General features: G+C 34.7%; 13 protein-coding genes. 5 read left to right on the top strand and 8 right to left on the bottom strand.

All coding sequences use genetic code 11. The features are described 5' to 3' along the window. Positions 1 to 23 precede the first annotated feature (23 nt). The 4 genes from ACRBBL_RS11870 to ACRBBL_RS11855 form a co-directional block, all read right to left on the bottom strand. Complete coding sequence (locus ACRBBL_RS11870; RefSeq protein ID WP_431369271.1) at positions 24 to 1904, bottom strand: OmpA family protein; 1881 nt, start codon at positions 1902 to 1904, stop codon at positions 24 to 26. Positions 1905 to 1925: 21 nt separating this feature from the next. Further along, positions 1926 to 2843: a PorP/SprF family type IX secretion system membrane protein gene (locus ACRBBL_RS11865; RefSeq protein ID WP_431369270.1), complete on the bottom strand. Its 918-nt coding sequence runs from the start codon at positions 2841 to 2843 to the stop codon at positions 1926 to 1928. Between the two features lie 51 nt (positions 2844 to 2894). Continuing rightward, entirely contained in the window at positions 2895 to 7166 is a 4272-nt protein-coding gene (locus ACRBBL_RS11860) for a gliding motility-associated C-terminal domain-containing protein (protein WP_431369269.1), read from the bottom strand. 92 nt (positions 7167 to 7258) lie between these two features. Further along, positions 7259 to 8221, bottom strand: a complete 963-nt coding sequence (locus tag ACRBBL_RS11855) for an endonuclease/exonuclease/phosphatase family protein (RefSeq protein WP_431369268.1) — start codon at positions 8219 to 8221, stop codon at positions 7259 to 7261. Between the two features lie 84 nt (positions 8222 to 8305). On the opposite strand from ACRBBL_RS11855, the gene hflX reads away from it, so the two are divergent. Beyond that, positions 8306 to 9517, top strand: coding sequence for a GTPase HflX (gene hflX / locus ACRBBL_RS11850; RefSeq protein WP_431369267.1), 1212 nt, complete (start codon positions 8306 to 8308; stop codon positions 9515 to 9517). A gap of 63 nt (positions 9518 to 9580) precedes the next feature. On the opposite strand, the gene ACRBBL_RS11845 is transcribed toward hflX, so the two are convergent. After that, the gene (locus ACRBBL_RS11845; RefSeq protein WP_431369266.1) at positions 9581 to 9778 is read right to left on the bottom strand and encodes a hypothetical protein; all 198 of its coding nucleotides are present in this window, start codon (positions 9776 to 9778) and stop codon (positions 9581 to 9583) included. A 408-nt stretch (positions 9779 to 10186) separates the two neighbouring features. On the opposite strand from ACRBBL_RS11845, the gene ACRBBL_RS11840 reads away from it, so the two are divergent. From ACRBBL_RS11840 to ACRBBL_RS11825, 4 genes are all read left to right on the top strand, one after another. Further along, positions 10187 to 10363 (top strand): hypothetical protein, encoded by a 177-nt coding sequence (locus ACRBBL_RS11840; protein ID WP_431369265.1) that lies wholly within the window; start codon positions 10187 to 10189, stop codon positions 10361 to 10363. Between the two features lie 175 nt (positions 10364 to 10538). Further along, positions 10539 to 10700 (top strand): hypothetical protein, encoded by a 162-nt coding sequence (locus tag ACRBBL_RS11835; RefSeq protein ID WP_431369264.1) that lies wholly within the window; start codon positions 10539 to 10541, stop codon positions 10698 to 10700. Positions 10701 to 10744: 44 nt separating this feature from the next. Next, the gene (locus ACRBBL_RS11830; RefSeq protein WP_431369263.1) at positions 10745 to 10915 is read left to right on the top strand and encodes a hypothetical protein; all 171 of its coding nucleotides are present in this window, start codon (positions 10745 to 10747) and stop codon (positions 10913 to 10915) included. 105 nt (positions 10916 to 11020) lie between these two features. Then, entirely contained in the window at positions 11021 to 11212 is a 192-nt protein-coding gene (locus tag ACRBBL_RS11825) for a hypothetical protein (RefSeq protein WP_431369262.1), read from the top strand. Between the two features lie 59 nt (positions 11213 to 11271). On the opposite strand, the gene ACRBBL_RS11820 is transcribed toward ACRBBL_RS11825, so the two are convergent. The 3 genes from ACRBBL_RS11820 to ACRBBL_RS11810 are packed head-to-tail and all read right to left on the bottom strand — an operon-like array spanning position 11272 to position 14725. Continuing rightward, positions 11272 to 12585, bottom strand: a complete 1314-nt coding sequence (locus ACRBBL_RS11820) for a hypothetical protein (protein ID WP_431369261.1) — start codon at positions 12583 to 12585, stop codon at positions 11272 to 11274. Positions 12586 to 12614: 29 nt separating this feature from the next. Continuing rightward, positions 12615 to 13331: a response regulator transcription factor gene (locus ACRBBL_RS11815; protein ID WP_431369260.1), complete on the bottom strand. Its 717-nt coding sequence runs from the start codon at positions 13329 to 13331 to the stop codon at positions 12615 to 12617. Then, positions 13331 to 14725 (bottom strand): sensor histidine kinase, encoded by a 1395-nt coding sequence (locus ACRBBL_RS11810; RefSeq protein ID WP_431369259.1) that lies wholly within the window; start codon positions 14723 to 14725, stop codon positions 13331 to 13333. The genes ACRBBL_RS11815 and ACRBBL_RS11810 overlap by 1 nt, the downstream gene beginning before the upstream one ends. Between the last annotated feature and the right edge of the window lie 238 nt (positions 14726 to 14963).

Genomic DNA, 14963 nt, shown 5'->3' with positions numbered 1-14963 from the left:
TAATATATTATATGTAATTGTAATTAGTCTTTGCTTACAATAATGAAGTCAGAACGACGGTTTTGTTGGTGTTCTTCGTCCGTACATTTTTTACAGTCAATTAATGGAGCGCTTTCTCCTTTTCCTTCACTGCTTAAGCGCGAAGCATCAATTCCGTTAGAGATGATGTATTGTACTGTAGATTTTGCTCTTCTTTCAGATAAACGCTGATTGTATGAAGCTGGACCTCTAAAATCAGTATGTGTCTCTACTTTGATAACCATGTTTGGATATTTCTTCATTACAGAAACTACTTTATCTAATTCAAATGCGCCATCTTGTCTAATGTTGTGCTTATCGAAATCGAAAAAGATAGGATTTAATACGATCACTTCTTCTTCAATGATTTCTTCAATTGGAGCTAATGGAATGTCTACAGATCTTTCTGGATTGTCTCCACTGTTTACATCTACTTTTTCAGGAACATATCCTTCAATACTAGCTTCTAACTGAGAAGACTTGTCACATTCTACTTTGAAAACTACTTTTCCTTCTGAATCTGTAGTTTTTGCTCCAACACTATTTCCTTGGTCATCCGCTAAAATAACGTTTGCTCCACTTAATACAGCGCCAGTTTCTTTGTCAGTTACTGTAATTACATAATCAACATCACAAATAGGATTGATTAAGTTTACTTCGTAGATGTCATCACTTCCTTTTCCACCATCACGGTTAGAAGCAACGAATCCTTTTTTAGACTCTTCATCAAACGTAAAAGAGAAATCATCTGAATTACTGTTTAATGGTGTTCCTAAGTTACGAACTGCACCGTAAGAACCATCTTTTACTCTTGCAGCAAATACATCTAATCCTCCAATACCTAAATGTCCATCAGAAGAAAAGTATAATGTATTGTTGCTACTCATGTATGGGAAAAATTCTCTTCCTTCAGTATTGATATCACCTCCTAAGTTTTCTGGTTCTCCGAAAGATCCGTCACTATTAATAGCAACTTTGTATAAATCAGATTGTCCTAAACCTCCTGGCATATCAGAAGCAAAATATAATGTTTTTCCATCAGCACTTACCGCTGGATGTCCTACAGAATACTCGTCATTGTTAAATGGAACTGATTTTACATTGCCCCATTCTCCACCTGACATTGTTGCTGTATACAAGTTTAATGTTCCTTTACCGTCTTCATCTTTTTTGAATTTACCATCATAGTAATTTTCACGAGTAAAGTACATTGTTTTCTTGTCTGGAGAGAAACTTACAGTTCCTTCATGATATTTTGTATTGATATCATCCGATAGAGAGATTGCATTAGATAATTCTCCGTCTCCATCATACGAAGCCATATAAATGTCTAAGTATGGTTGATCGTTCCATCCATATTTTCTTCCACCATCACGCGTAGACGTAAAGTATACTGAGTTACCAGCTGAAATAGCTCCAAAGTCAGAATTTTTTGTGTTGATTTCTGAATTTTTCACTTCAAACTTTGTCACTTTCGCTAAGATTTGCGGAATGTAATTTGGATTTTTGTTGAATGCAATTGCTCTTTTATCTCTTGGCTTTGCATCTGCAAACTTTGCCATCCATTCGTTGTGCTCTTTGTATTTTGAGTTCGCTTTAAGCATTTGTGCATATTTGTAATATACATCTGCTTTTTTGTTTCCTTCAGAAATACTTTGTCTGTACCAACGTTCGGCATCTTTTGTTTTAAAAAGATTATAATAGCAGTTTGCTAATTGTTCGTATACGTAAGCATCAGCTTCTTCAATGGCAATTTCTTGATATTCTTCAGCCGCTTTTACATATTCAAGCCTGTTATAAAGCTTGTCTGCTTTTTTAGTTCTATCATTCTGAGCAAACACATTTGAAGTTGCTAGAACGAGAAGTAATATATATAGTTTTTTCATTGTTTATTGGCGTATTAGGTTTTAGAAATATCTTGGCGAACGAGAAACTTTTCTTGGGAAGTATAAATCAAATAATAAGAATACTTCGTGCGATGCACTTGCAACAGAAGAAATTTCTGAAGTTACCGCATCATAGGCATAACCTATACGTAATCTCGGGTTAATCGCAAAGTTGACCATTCCACTGAAAGAGTCATCCAAACGGTACGAAGCTCCAATTTCAAATTTTTCATAAAATAAGGCATTCAAGTTCAAGTCAAATGATGTCGGTGCATCAAATGCAGACTTTACTAAGAATGACGGCTTAATTTTGGTATTTGGAGTTGCTTGGAATACATAACCACCAGTAAGGAAGTAATGTTGTATTTCTGAACCATACGCTCTACCATTAACGTCTAAGTGTTTTCCTTTTAAAAAGTTAGGAACAGACAATGCTAGATAGTAATTATCAGAATAGTAAAAAAGCCCAGCTCCTAAGTTAAAGGTTGTCTCATTTACATCACTAGAAAAGGCTTCATCTCCTTGATCGATTAGTGTTGGGTTTACTTGAGACAACAATCCAATGTCATGGAATGTAAGTCCTCCTTTTAGTCCAAACGCTAATTTATGAGCGCCTCCTAAGTTTAGTGTGTATGCAAAGTCAACGTAAGTATTGGTTTCTTTTACAGGTCCAATTTGATCTGAAATTAAAGACAATCCTAGTCCAACGTTTTTACCGACTGGCGAATGCCCAAAGAACGTAAACGTTCTTGGGGCACCGTCAAATCCGGTCCATTGATTTCTGTATAATGCTCCTAAAGATATTCCTTCTCTAGATCCTGCATACGCAGGATTGATAACTGCCATATTGTACATGTACTGTGTGTACTGTGGATCTTGCTGAGCAAGAGATGGTAGTGAAAAAAGTAATACAAATAGTGCGATATATAAGTTCTTCATGATATGATGTAATATTATTTTTAAGAATTTAGATGTTTAATTTTAGGGAAACTATTTGTTTAGATAAATCCATCCGTTCTTAGCTTCTCCATTTTCAAGTCTCAATACATAAAAATAAGTTCCTACTGGCAATTCATCATTATCATTTGTTTGACCTCTCCATTCATCCGTATAGTTATTCTTTTTGTAAACAGAAAGACCATGAGAATTAAATATTTCTAATTCTTGTACTCTAAATGCTGCTAAATTCCATGTGTCATTTAAGTTATCTCCGTTTGGTGAAATTCCTTGTGGGAATGAACACATAGAGTTGATAACCGTAAATGTTTGAGAACTTGAACAACCATCTGCAGTAGTGATTGTTACTGTATATTCTCCATCATCAGTTGCAATGAATTGCTCTCCATCATTGTTAGATGATGATCCACCTGACCATTCATACGTAACAGTTGCAGGATCAAATCCATTATTTAATGGAGATACAGTAATTGTATATTCATCATTGATACATTCTCCTTCTAAACCAATATTTGCTGGATCGATTTGCATTAACACTGAAACATCAAAACTACCTGTTGAGTAACAATTAGTATCCGTATTTTCGAGACGGAAGTATACTGTTCCACCTGCGCTTGTATATACTGTTGGATCTGCAAGCATGTTTGTTCCTGCTTCTGCATCAGCCATTGATTCATAATATGAAACTACTAAAGGATCTGTTGATCCGTTAATTATTGGCGCATCTTGAGTAGTTAAATCAAAATCAGCTACACCATCAAGGTCTTCATCACATACTTCTAATGTATCTATAGTTCCAGCTACTGGATTTGTTTGTACTGTAACTGTAACATCATCTGTTAACGTTACTAAAGATCCATCAGCTAGCGCATATGTTATAGATGCTGTATATGTAGTGTCTTCTGTAGGTGATACTGTAATATCTGTATCATTACTAATTACGTTTCCATCAGCGTCTAACCACTCAAATGTATAGTTTGGAGTTCCTGCTGGCACAAATCGCCATAATTCTTGTTCAGTTACTTCCCAAACACCATTGTTTCTTCCTGCAGGTGCATATCCTACTGTTCCTCCAGCATTTTGAATACCAACAATAGCAATACCACCATCATTCCAAGTTGGGCAGAATGGCTTTTCGATTAAGATTACATCAATAACATTTGAAGATTCATATAAAATGATCTGTTGTGTTGTCATGATATCATTACATCCAAAGTGAGGTACTTCAAAGAATGTTGCTTTAAATTGACGAGAAGGTGCAGTACCTACTATAGCATATTCAATATAGTGATCTCCAGCTACACCAGGATCAATATCATGGAATGCTCCGTGAATTGCATTATCAGGAACGTTTGGCGTAGGAAGTAAATCTCCTGGCGCAAAGTTCCATGGACAAAATGCTCCTGGATCAACAGGGTCAAAAGAAATTAATCCATTTGCTCCAATTGAAAGTTGCGTATATGCAGTTCCAAAATAATTGAATGTAAATCCTATGTCAATAGCAGAAGAATATCTATCATCTAATGTAATAGAAGTTGGCTCTCCTGTTAGGTTATCTGGTGGACATTGTAAGTCACTAATTGTATATACACTTGTATCAGACGTTATAGAACTTGCCATAAATGTAGCAGATAAGTCTGTAGAAGTTACGTCACATGTTTGTAATTGATCGTATCCTGCATTGATAATACCACAAGCTTGATCTGGACAGAATGCTTGTGTTTGTGGATCACTTGTTAATACACAGTTTGTATCATCGGTATCAGCTACTGTAAATACTACTGGTGTTGTGTTTGGATATGGTCCAAATGTATAGATTCCAGGAGCATCAATTACTTGTGGAGCACTTCCAAAGTCATCAGAAATTGTAACAGTTACAGCATCTCCTGTATCTGAAACATTAACATCAACTAAGAATTGTTCTCCTTCTGCACAGTCTTCAACAACTGTATATGTTGCTGTTGGTCTGAAACATGTTAAACATTCTGCAGTCCATTCCCAAGTAGTTCCGTTTCCAGAAGCACAACTTGTGAATCCTCCACTGTTTACTACCATAAAAATATTTCCAAGCGTAGATTCAACTACTAATCCAGTTAAATCTCCGGCGTTATTACCTTCAAATAAAACAGCACCTGTAGCATCTGATCCATCATAAATTGTAATGGTATCAAAGTCATCTACAATTGTTCCTGCTGTAAATGTTAATCTTACAGGGAATCCTGAATCTGAAGTAAATAAGAATGTATTGTCATCGTTGTTTGTATAACAGTGACTTACCATAATTGGTCCGTCAGCACAAACTAAGTTGAATATTTGATTTGGATCAGGTCTTGTTGTGAAGCTTTCTTCAGTACATCCTGTAGCCAATCCATTTCCATTGAATGCTAAAATTGTAACGTAATACGTTGTATCGTATTCAGTATCTAATGCAGCTGGAAGCGTATTTACGACTCCAAGAGTTCCATCATACACATCATTACCTCCAGGAGTTGTTCCTACAGTAACTACATATCCTGCTGGGTTTCCAATTGCAGATCCCCAAGTAATATTTTCATCAATTTCAACAGCAGTTGCGCCATTTAAAGGAGATGTTAATGATACACATGATGGCGGTGCCAATGGATCAATACATCCTACGATGAAATCCCAAGGCTGAATGTTAGCACTTGTTTGACAACTTACAGAACCATCAGGAGTTACCTCAATGATGATACTATCGCCAGTTGATTCTGCAGCAATTCCTGCTAAATCTCCACCGTTTCCGTAACCTGTATATAATAAAGTTGTTCCGTCAGAATCGTAAATGTTTAACTCATCCCAGTTGTTTTCAACATTACCTGAGTTAAAGCTTACTGCAAGATTGTTACCATTAGAACTTCTGTAGCTAAAACGTGTTGTTACACCACTTGTATAACAGAATCCTACATTATTTAATGGTGGACCACTACAATCAACAACGATAAACGGATCGTCTCTAATAGTAAAGCTTTCTTCAGCACAACCTGTAGCGTTTCCGTTTGCATTGTAAGGTGTAATTGTTACATATATAACTGTTGAGAATGGCATTGTTCCTGGATCGTATGTATTTACTAATCCAACGTCAACTGCATTTGCAATATCTGTTCCACCTGGAGTGGTACCAATAGAAACTAAATATCCTGTTGGAGCGCCTGTTGCAGTTCCCCAAGTAATATCGTCTTCTTCATTAATATCAATTGCTCCATCCGTAGGTGAAGTTAAAGATACGCATGTTGGTGGAACTGTATCGTCCACACATGATACTGAGAAATCCCAAGGTGTATATCCTTCTGACTGACAACCAAAGATTCCATCAGATTGAATCATGATTGTAATTGAAGTACCTGAAGTTTCAAACGAAAGTCCTGCTAAATCTCCAGCATTTCCGTATCCGTTGTAAAGTTCAGTAACACCATCAGAATCTAAGATGATTAATTCATCCCAGTTATTTTCTACTTGTCCTGCATTAAATACAACTGCTAAGTTTGAACCATCAGAACTTGAGTAGTTAAACATTGTGTTGTCATTGTTTCCATAACAGAAACCTGTGTTGTTTACTGGAACTCCAGAAGCACAATCAACAGGTGTATTTGGATCGTCACGTGTTGTAAACACTGACTCTGTACATCCAGTTCTGTTTCCGTTTGCATTGTAAGGAATGATTGTTACGTAAATATCACTAGAAAAAGGGAGTGTTCCTGGATCATACGTATTTACCAATCCTGCATCAACCATGTTTGCGATATCTGTTCCTCCTGGCGTAGTTCCAATAGAAATTAAATATCCCGTTGGTCCACCTGTAGCTGTTCCCCAAGAAATGTCACTTTCTTCGTTTACATCTACTTCTCCTGCAGTTGGTGCAGTTACTGCAACACACGAAGGTGGTTGCGTAGTGTCTACACAAGAAACTGTAAAATCCCAAGGAGTGTAGCCGTTACCAGTACAGTTTACAGAACCATCAGAAGTAATACCAATTGTAATGGTATCTCCTGTAGATTCAAAAGAAAGACCTGTTAAGTCTCCCCCTGCTCCATAACCGCTATAAATTTGTGTTGTTCCGTTAGAGTCTGTGATGACAAGTTCATCCCAGTTATTCTCTACTTGTCCGGCGTTGAAGATGACTGCCAGTGGCGATCCATCACTACTTGTGTAAGTGAAAGATGTTGTATCATTATTTCCATAACAGAAACCTGTATTATTTACAGGACCCACAGCACAGTCTACTGTTTGTGAATATGATAACGCACTGAAAAATGTCACCATGATCAACAAGGTAATTTTTTTCATAAAAAAGTTGGTTAATAGTTAGTAGCCCTAAAAATAGTAAAAAAATATAAACTTAACTTTACTTTAACACTTTAGTTGAAAAAAATAAAGGTTTAGCTATTAAATTTTAACCGTATATAAACAGGAAAGTGATCGCTGTAACCGCCTAGATATTTTCTACCTGCATAGGTTCTAAAAGGGTTGCCTTTGTACTTTCCTTTCCATTGTGTTAAAAAATGTTCGTCAAATATATCTGCGGAAGCAAAACTGTGTGTATTTTTTTTATAATCGAAGAAGTTGGTCGTAAAAATGATTTGGTCAAACAGATTCCATTCGCCCTTATAATTTAAACTCCCTTTATATATTGTTAATAGTTTTTCCATTGGATTGTACAAACTAGTATCCATTAAATGTCTTTGAACACTGTCACTTGTAGGATCATCATTAAAGTCTCCCATAATAATAATGTGTGGATCTATTTCTTCAGATTGAATGTAATCTATTTTTTCGCGAACTGTTTCTGCTGCTTTAATTCGCTTATGAGATGTTTCGTTTGCGCCGTCTCTACGTGAAGACCAATGATTGACAAATACATGAATAGGTTCGTTATTTAATAATCCTTTTACATATAATGTATCACGTGTAAAATCGCGATTTCCTTCATCATCATATAATAGAATAGGAATTGATTCTGATTCGAGCACTTCAAAGTACTTTTTTTGGTATAATAAACCGACATCTATTCCGCGTTCGTCTGGCGAATTGTAATGTACAAAGTCATACTCATATTCCGAAAGCTGTTTTGATTCAATTAAATCATTCAACACTCTTTTATTTTCTACCTCAGCAACTCCTAGTAATACAGGTGCATTTTTAGCATCTTCTGGTCCTAAGTCCGCAATAGCAGAACCAAGTTTGTAGATTTTCTTTTCATAACGTTTTGGAGTCCAATTCCGATCCGATTGTGGTAAAAAATCATTGTCAAGAATATACTTATCATCTTCTGTATCAAATAAGTTTTCAAGATTGTAAAATGCAACTGTATGATATTTATGTATCGTGTCTTTTTTCTCCATAAGTACTATAAAAGTCTGTTTATAAATATAAAAGTACTAAAATCAAAAAAGGAAATGTGTAACTTTGTCTTTTTAATTTTATTTATGATAGAAAAGAAAACAGTTGCATACGAGCGTGCTGTATTGATAGGAGTGATTACAAAAGAACAAGATGAAGTCAAATCTAAAGAGTATTTGGACGAGCTTGAGTTTTTGACATACACTGCAGGCGGTGAAGTTGTAAAGCGATTTACGCAGAAGATGGAAGTTCCTAATCCAAAAACATTTATTGGAACTGGAAAAATGGAAGAAGTAGAGCAGTTTGTAATGGCCAATGATATTGGTTCCGTAATTTTTGATGATGAATTATCGCCTGGGCAACAACGAAATATTGAGCGTTTATTAAAGTGTAAGATTATTGATAGAACAGGATTGATTCTGGATATTTTTGCACAACGCGCACAAACAAGCTATGCACGTACACAAGTAGAACTAGCACAGTATCAATATTTGTTACCACGACTAACTGGTTTATGGACGCATTTGGAACGTCAACGAGGAGGAATTGGAATGCGTGGACCTGGAGAAACAGAAATTGAAACAGATAGACGTATTGTACGTGATAAAATTTCATTGCTTCGAAAAAAGATGAAAACGATTGACAAGCAAATGGCGGTACAACGTGGAAATAGAGGCGCTTTAATCCGTGTAGCATTAGTTGGATATACCAATGTTGGAAAGTCTACTTTAATGAACGTGATTAGTAAGAGTGATGTATTTGCCGAAAATAAATTGTTTGCTACGCTTGATACTACCGTGCGTAAAGTAGTGATTGGAAACCTTCCTTTTTTACTGAGTGATACCGTAGGATTCATTCGTAAATTACCAACTCAATTAGTTGATTCGTTCAAAAGTACACTCGATGAGGTTCGAGAAGCCGATTTGTTATTGCATGTCGTAGATATTTCGCATCCAAGTTTTGAAGATCATGTTGCTTCTGTAAATCAGATTTTAAGTGAGATTAAAAGTGCAGACAAACCAACAGTGATGGTTTTTAATAAGATTGATGCATTTACACACGAAACTATTGATAGTGACGATTTGGTAACCGAAAAAACCAAAGCACATTATACATTAGAAGACTGGAAAAAAACGTGGATGAATTCATCTGCGGAAGAAGTTTTATTCATCTCAGCCATCAACAAAGAAAATTTAGACGAGTTTAAACGAAAAGTATACAATGTAGTACGTGAAATTCACGTAACACGTTTTCCATATAATAATTTCCTCTATCCTGACTATGAAGAATTAGGGTAATTATTTTAATATTATATAAAAAATAGCGGATAGTAAATACTATTCGCTATTTTTTTTGATTCATTAAATTGAACAACCACCAGCTACTTTTGTAAAATCACACAGAGCCCATGTATCGCAAGTTACTTCTGTATCAAGAATTGTACAAATTCCTCCAATACAAGAAAAATAAGAAGGAGCTGGAGCAGCGCCTCCTTTTAATTCGAGATTAGAAATAGATTTCTTATTAAGATTTAATGATTTGAGATTCTTTTTTTTCATAATGATAAGTTTTAAAATTAATAACACTACAAAGCAATAGCGAAACAGTATCATAAACAATCTTCATAAGTCGTATTTACGTAAAATACGAGCGTAAAAAGAGAATTTAAATGAGTATAAGCGAAAAGTATATAATGTAGTACGTGAAATTCATGTAACACGTTTTCCGTATACTAATTTCCTCTATACAGGATCAAAAAAGGAGATAATTGCAATTATCTCCTTTTTTGTTTACATTTATTCCAATATAAGAAGCTAACAGCTTTATTTCCCAAGATTGTAATTTTCCCTTTATTTTTTTAAACTGATATTGTATTGTATGTTTTCTATCCAAGAAAATGTATTGTACAACGATATTACGTGGAATCCGAAAAACGTACGAGTAGGAACAATTTTAAAATTTACAACATGAAAAAAAGTTTAAAAAAGTTAGTGTTAAACAAGAAACCAATTTCTAACTTATCTGAACAAATAAAAGGCGGTTTTAAACGACCAGACGACGATACTTCAGACACCTATACAACAGGACCAACTGGACCAACTGCAATGACAATGTGTTACATCTGTCCAGAAAGAGAAAGATAAGCCTATCAAAACAACCAATACAAACCCTGTTTACATTCATAACTCAGACAATATAATAGCACTATTTACTAACCAAAAAACAAAGAGTAATTTTCTTCTATTCTTGAGTAACAATTAAAAAAAAGTGCCACTACTTTGTAGTTATGAATATGAACCTTAATTAAAATTCAAAACCATGAAAAAAAATTTAAAAAAATTAGCGCTTAACAAAAAGGCAGTTTCAAACTTAACAGAAAAAATTAAAGGAGGATTAAGAAAAGAAGGAGATAGTTTCCCAACAAACGATCCTACTGCAAATACAGGATGTTTTGATTGCCCACCAACAACAATACGCTAATATCTTAGTGTAAAATAGTATAATTATTAACCAAAAATAATACAATGAAAAAAAGTCTAAAAAAACTACAACTTAACAAAAAAGCAGTTTCAAGTTTAACTACTAAAGTAATAGGAGGATTGCGTAGAGCAGACAAAACAGGTGGTCCACTTACCTGTACAGATCCGACATTGAATACAATGTGTTATCATTGTCCACCAAATGAAGAACGCTAACAGTATATAAACGAGTTGTTTTTTTATTCTTGGGTAACAATTTTAAAAAAATACAACTTCTTTATAATTGAAAGAAAATTTTGAACCATACTAAAATTTAAAATCATGAAAAAAAGTTTGAAGAAATTAGCATTAAACAAAAAAGCGGTTTCAAGTTTAACCGTAAAAACTATTGGAGGAAGAGCCGGTAAGTCTGATGACATTTTAAGTTGTACAGATCCAACAAAATTAACTTGGTGTTACCATTGTCCAGCAGATCCTATTGATTATCCAACTGATCCAGCTGATCCGTACTAGTAGTATCAAAAAAACGAAAAGAGTCTGTGAAAATAGGCTCTTTTTCATATATATTAGTATCAATCTTCTTCAATCCAAGTACCAACAATTCCTTTTTTCCCTAAACTATAGCCCAAACGATAGCTTCCAGCTTTTTTCATTTCAATATACTTTCCTGGCGCAGGAATAATTCCGTTATCGCGAAGAATGGCATTATATGCTGCCACTTTATCTTTTGCCAAACGAGTTCCGTTTTGTGTGATGCTACTTCCATCAATCAATAGTTTTACAGCTTCATCTGTAGAAGCGATATATCCTTTTTTATGCAAGTCGTTGAATACTTTTTTAATTTTCGCATTTAAACCAATCACAACAATATGATTGTCTTTTTTGTAAAATGAAAAATCGGCGTTTGACTGTATGCCAGCTTTTTGAAATATAGTGCTGTACTTTCTTTTTTGCGTTTCCGACAATTCTGTTCCGTTAACATACATGTGTTCTTTTTCGGTCGTAAATGTCACTTCCGAAGCAGATTTGATTAATTTATCTTCTAGCAAAGAAGCTAATAAGTTCTCTTGTACTTCTGGCCAAATCCAATTAAGATTTGAACCAGAAGTTGTTGTATATGTTGTTTTAGGATCGTCTAATAAGCGTTTAATATGTGAACCAACGCCACCTTTGTGACGCGCTTTTTCTTCTAAGCGTTTTGCTTCTCGCTCAATACGTTTTGCTTCTCGCTCAATACGTTTTGCATCAAGTTCCATACGTTTATGCTCTCGTTCTACTTGTCGTTTCTCACGCTCTTTCTCCATTTCTAAACGTTTTGCATCGCGTTCTATTTGACGTTCCAAGCGTCTTGCTTCAAGTTGCATACGATTGGCTTCTCTTCGCATACGATCGGCTTCACGTTGCACACGTTCTCTTTCAATATTGGCAGAACTTCCTGAAACAATAATTTTCACATCTTCTCCTAATGCTTCAAATTTTTCAACCAATTCAGGAGAAGCTACATTTAAATCTAAAGTAATTCGCAAACTTTTTTCTGTCAGTTTTATATAATATACCTTCTCGTCATTACTCCATTTAGAATATCCTTTTTTGATATTCACGTTTTTTCCGCCAAGTGTTTTTTCTATTAAGTTTTTAAGTTTCGAATGTCTGTTTTTGGGAAACCGTGCACGAAGCTTATAATCATCTTCTGTATGACTTATAGAAATTGAAGTGCTTTCATTATTATCACTACTTGTTGATGAACTACTATAGGTCGATGATGAACTTGAGCTAGAACTTGAACTCGAACTCGTAGATGGTGGCGTTGGTGGCGTTGGCGACTCTTGTGCCTGTCCTAACTGAAATGCTAGGATAAGAATTATTGTGATGAATATTTTTTGCATGTTTTCTAATTTTTTGATGATTGTTTAAATTAATCTGTGATGATTTTAAAAGTAAGCCCAACACCACGTGTACTTTCAATGGCAATTGTGGTATCTTTCTTAAAATATTTCCGAAGTCGGCTAATGAATACATCCATGCTTCTTCCCGAAAAGAAATCATCATTTCCCCAAACATTTTCAAGAACGTCTTCTCGTTTTACCATTTGGTTTTTGTGATCGTAGAAATACTGAATAAGTTGCGCTTCTTTCTCAGTAATTCGCTGTATTTCTCCATTGAATTTTAATTGATAGTTTACGGTATCAAAAACATAATTTCCGATTGCATATTCCTGTTCGTTTTTTGATGAAATGCTCGTTTTTTGTGCTCGTTTCAATATGTTTTGTAAGCGTAACACTAAAATATCTGCTTCAAATGGTTTGACGATATAATCGTCGGCTCCGAGTTTTAATCCTCGTATTTTATCTTCTTTCATCTTTCTGGCTGTCAAAAAGATGAATGGAATTTCTGGATTGTGTTGAATCACTTTTTCCGCTAATGAAAAACCGTCTAGTTTTGGCATCATTACATCAAACACACAAATATCAAATGCATTTTCGCCTTGATGTTCGTCTGCAGTAAAAAGCGTAAAAGCTTCTTCTCCATTGACTGCCCATGTCACATCAAAATTGTGAATCATTAAGTATTGCTTTAAAATACTTCCGAAATCATAATCGTCTTCTGCTAGTAAAACCTTGGTTTTTTGCATTAGTTAATTGGTATTAATATGGTAAAAGTGGTTCCTTTTTCTATTTCGCTTTGCACTGTAATTTTTCCTTGATGTGCATTTACAATCTGATTTGTATAATACAAACCGAGTCCAAGTCCTTTTACATTGTGTACGTTTCCGTGACTTACTCTGTAAAATTTATCAAAAATTTGTGCTTGATCTTCTGTCGCAATTCCTTGTCCGTTATCGGTAATTTGAATGCTATATTCGTTGCTTTTAAGCAATGTTTCTATGATAATTTCTGTTTGATCGTTTCCATATTTTACTGCATTCTCCAAAATATTGAATAGCGCCGTAGTAAAGTGAAACGTATCAATACGCAACAATACTTCTTCTGTACACACATTATTAATAATGCTAAGTTGACGTTGCTGTGTAGACAATTGAAAATCGGCAATTAAATCAGTAAAATATTCATTGTCTACAACTGTATCTTTCGACAATACAATATCATTAGCACTTAAACTATTGGTCAATACTTGGTCAATGAGTTTTTGCAAGCGCGTATTTTGTCTATCAACAATATTTAAGGTATGATTAAATGCTTCTGAAGAATTGCGAATTTCTTCATTTTTTAAGGTTTTTGAAGCCACACCTAAGGTTGCCAATGGTGTTTTTAATTCGTGTGTAATATTGTTGATAAAATCTGTTTTGATTTCAGTAATTTTCTTCTGATTGATGAGGTTTTTTATTGAATAATAAAGCAATCCAACCACAAACAAAAAGAGCAATACTGAGCATATTAATAAGGTTGCCAAACGGCGAAATACTATACTTTTCCAGTCCGTAATTAAAATAACATCTTTGGTTTTTAACTCTACGTCTACCGTTTTTGTAAATACACTATCATTTTCTTGTACAACAAAGTCAAACTCAGTAAACGTGCGCGAACTCTTAATTACATGTGAATCTTCATCTTGAAAATCTTCTCCTAAAACAGTTCCGCTTTTTTGTGATGCTAATGGAAAAATAGTGTCATTTGTTTGCCCATTAAATACCACAATACTACTTACTTCACGTTTGTAACGAATTTTATATCCTAAATTAATCGCTTTCAATTCTTTATTGTAACGCTCCATATATGGTGCATTGATGCTGTCACCTTTGATACGCATTCGGCGAATAACTTCCGCTTTGGTAATGCGTTTGTTTTCGTAATCACCTAAATTGGTACGTAAATCTTCGCCCAAAATATCTACCAATGAATCCAATTCTGGATGATTGTCTATATCAGAAATTGCATTATCTGTTTCTTGTATAAACGCACGCTTCTTTAATTGATATGCATTTTCTACCAAATACGCTTGAATTCCCGATAGCGCAATCAAAGTAGCAATAGATGCAATAATTAATATGGTGATTTTGTTTTTCATTTAATGGTTGTTGGTTTGTTATTGACCAGTTTGGCAGTTTCAACAATTCAAAAGTAGTCATTCGGGCATTTGTAGCCATAAAAAACGGCATCGTTAACCGATCATTAACCTAAAAAGCTTCTGAAACACCTGTATTTGTTAAGGTTTCAATTCTATGTTAACGAAACCTGCGCGTATGTTAAAAACGCTTTAACTCCTCATTAACTTCTGCTTAACCTGTTTATCGCGCCAACTTTTT

Source organism: Kordia sp. (genome assembly GCF_050633145.1).
Lineage (GTDB): Bacteria > Bacteroidota > Bacteroidia > Flavobacteriales > Flavobacteriaceae > Kordia.
The sequence above is the reverse complement of the archived record's forward strand: the minus strand, read 5'-3'. Positions and strand labels throughout refer to the sequence as shown.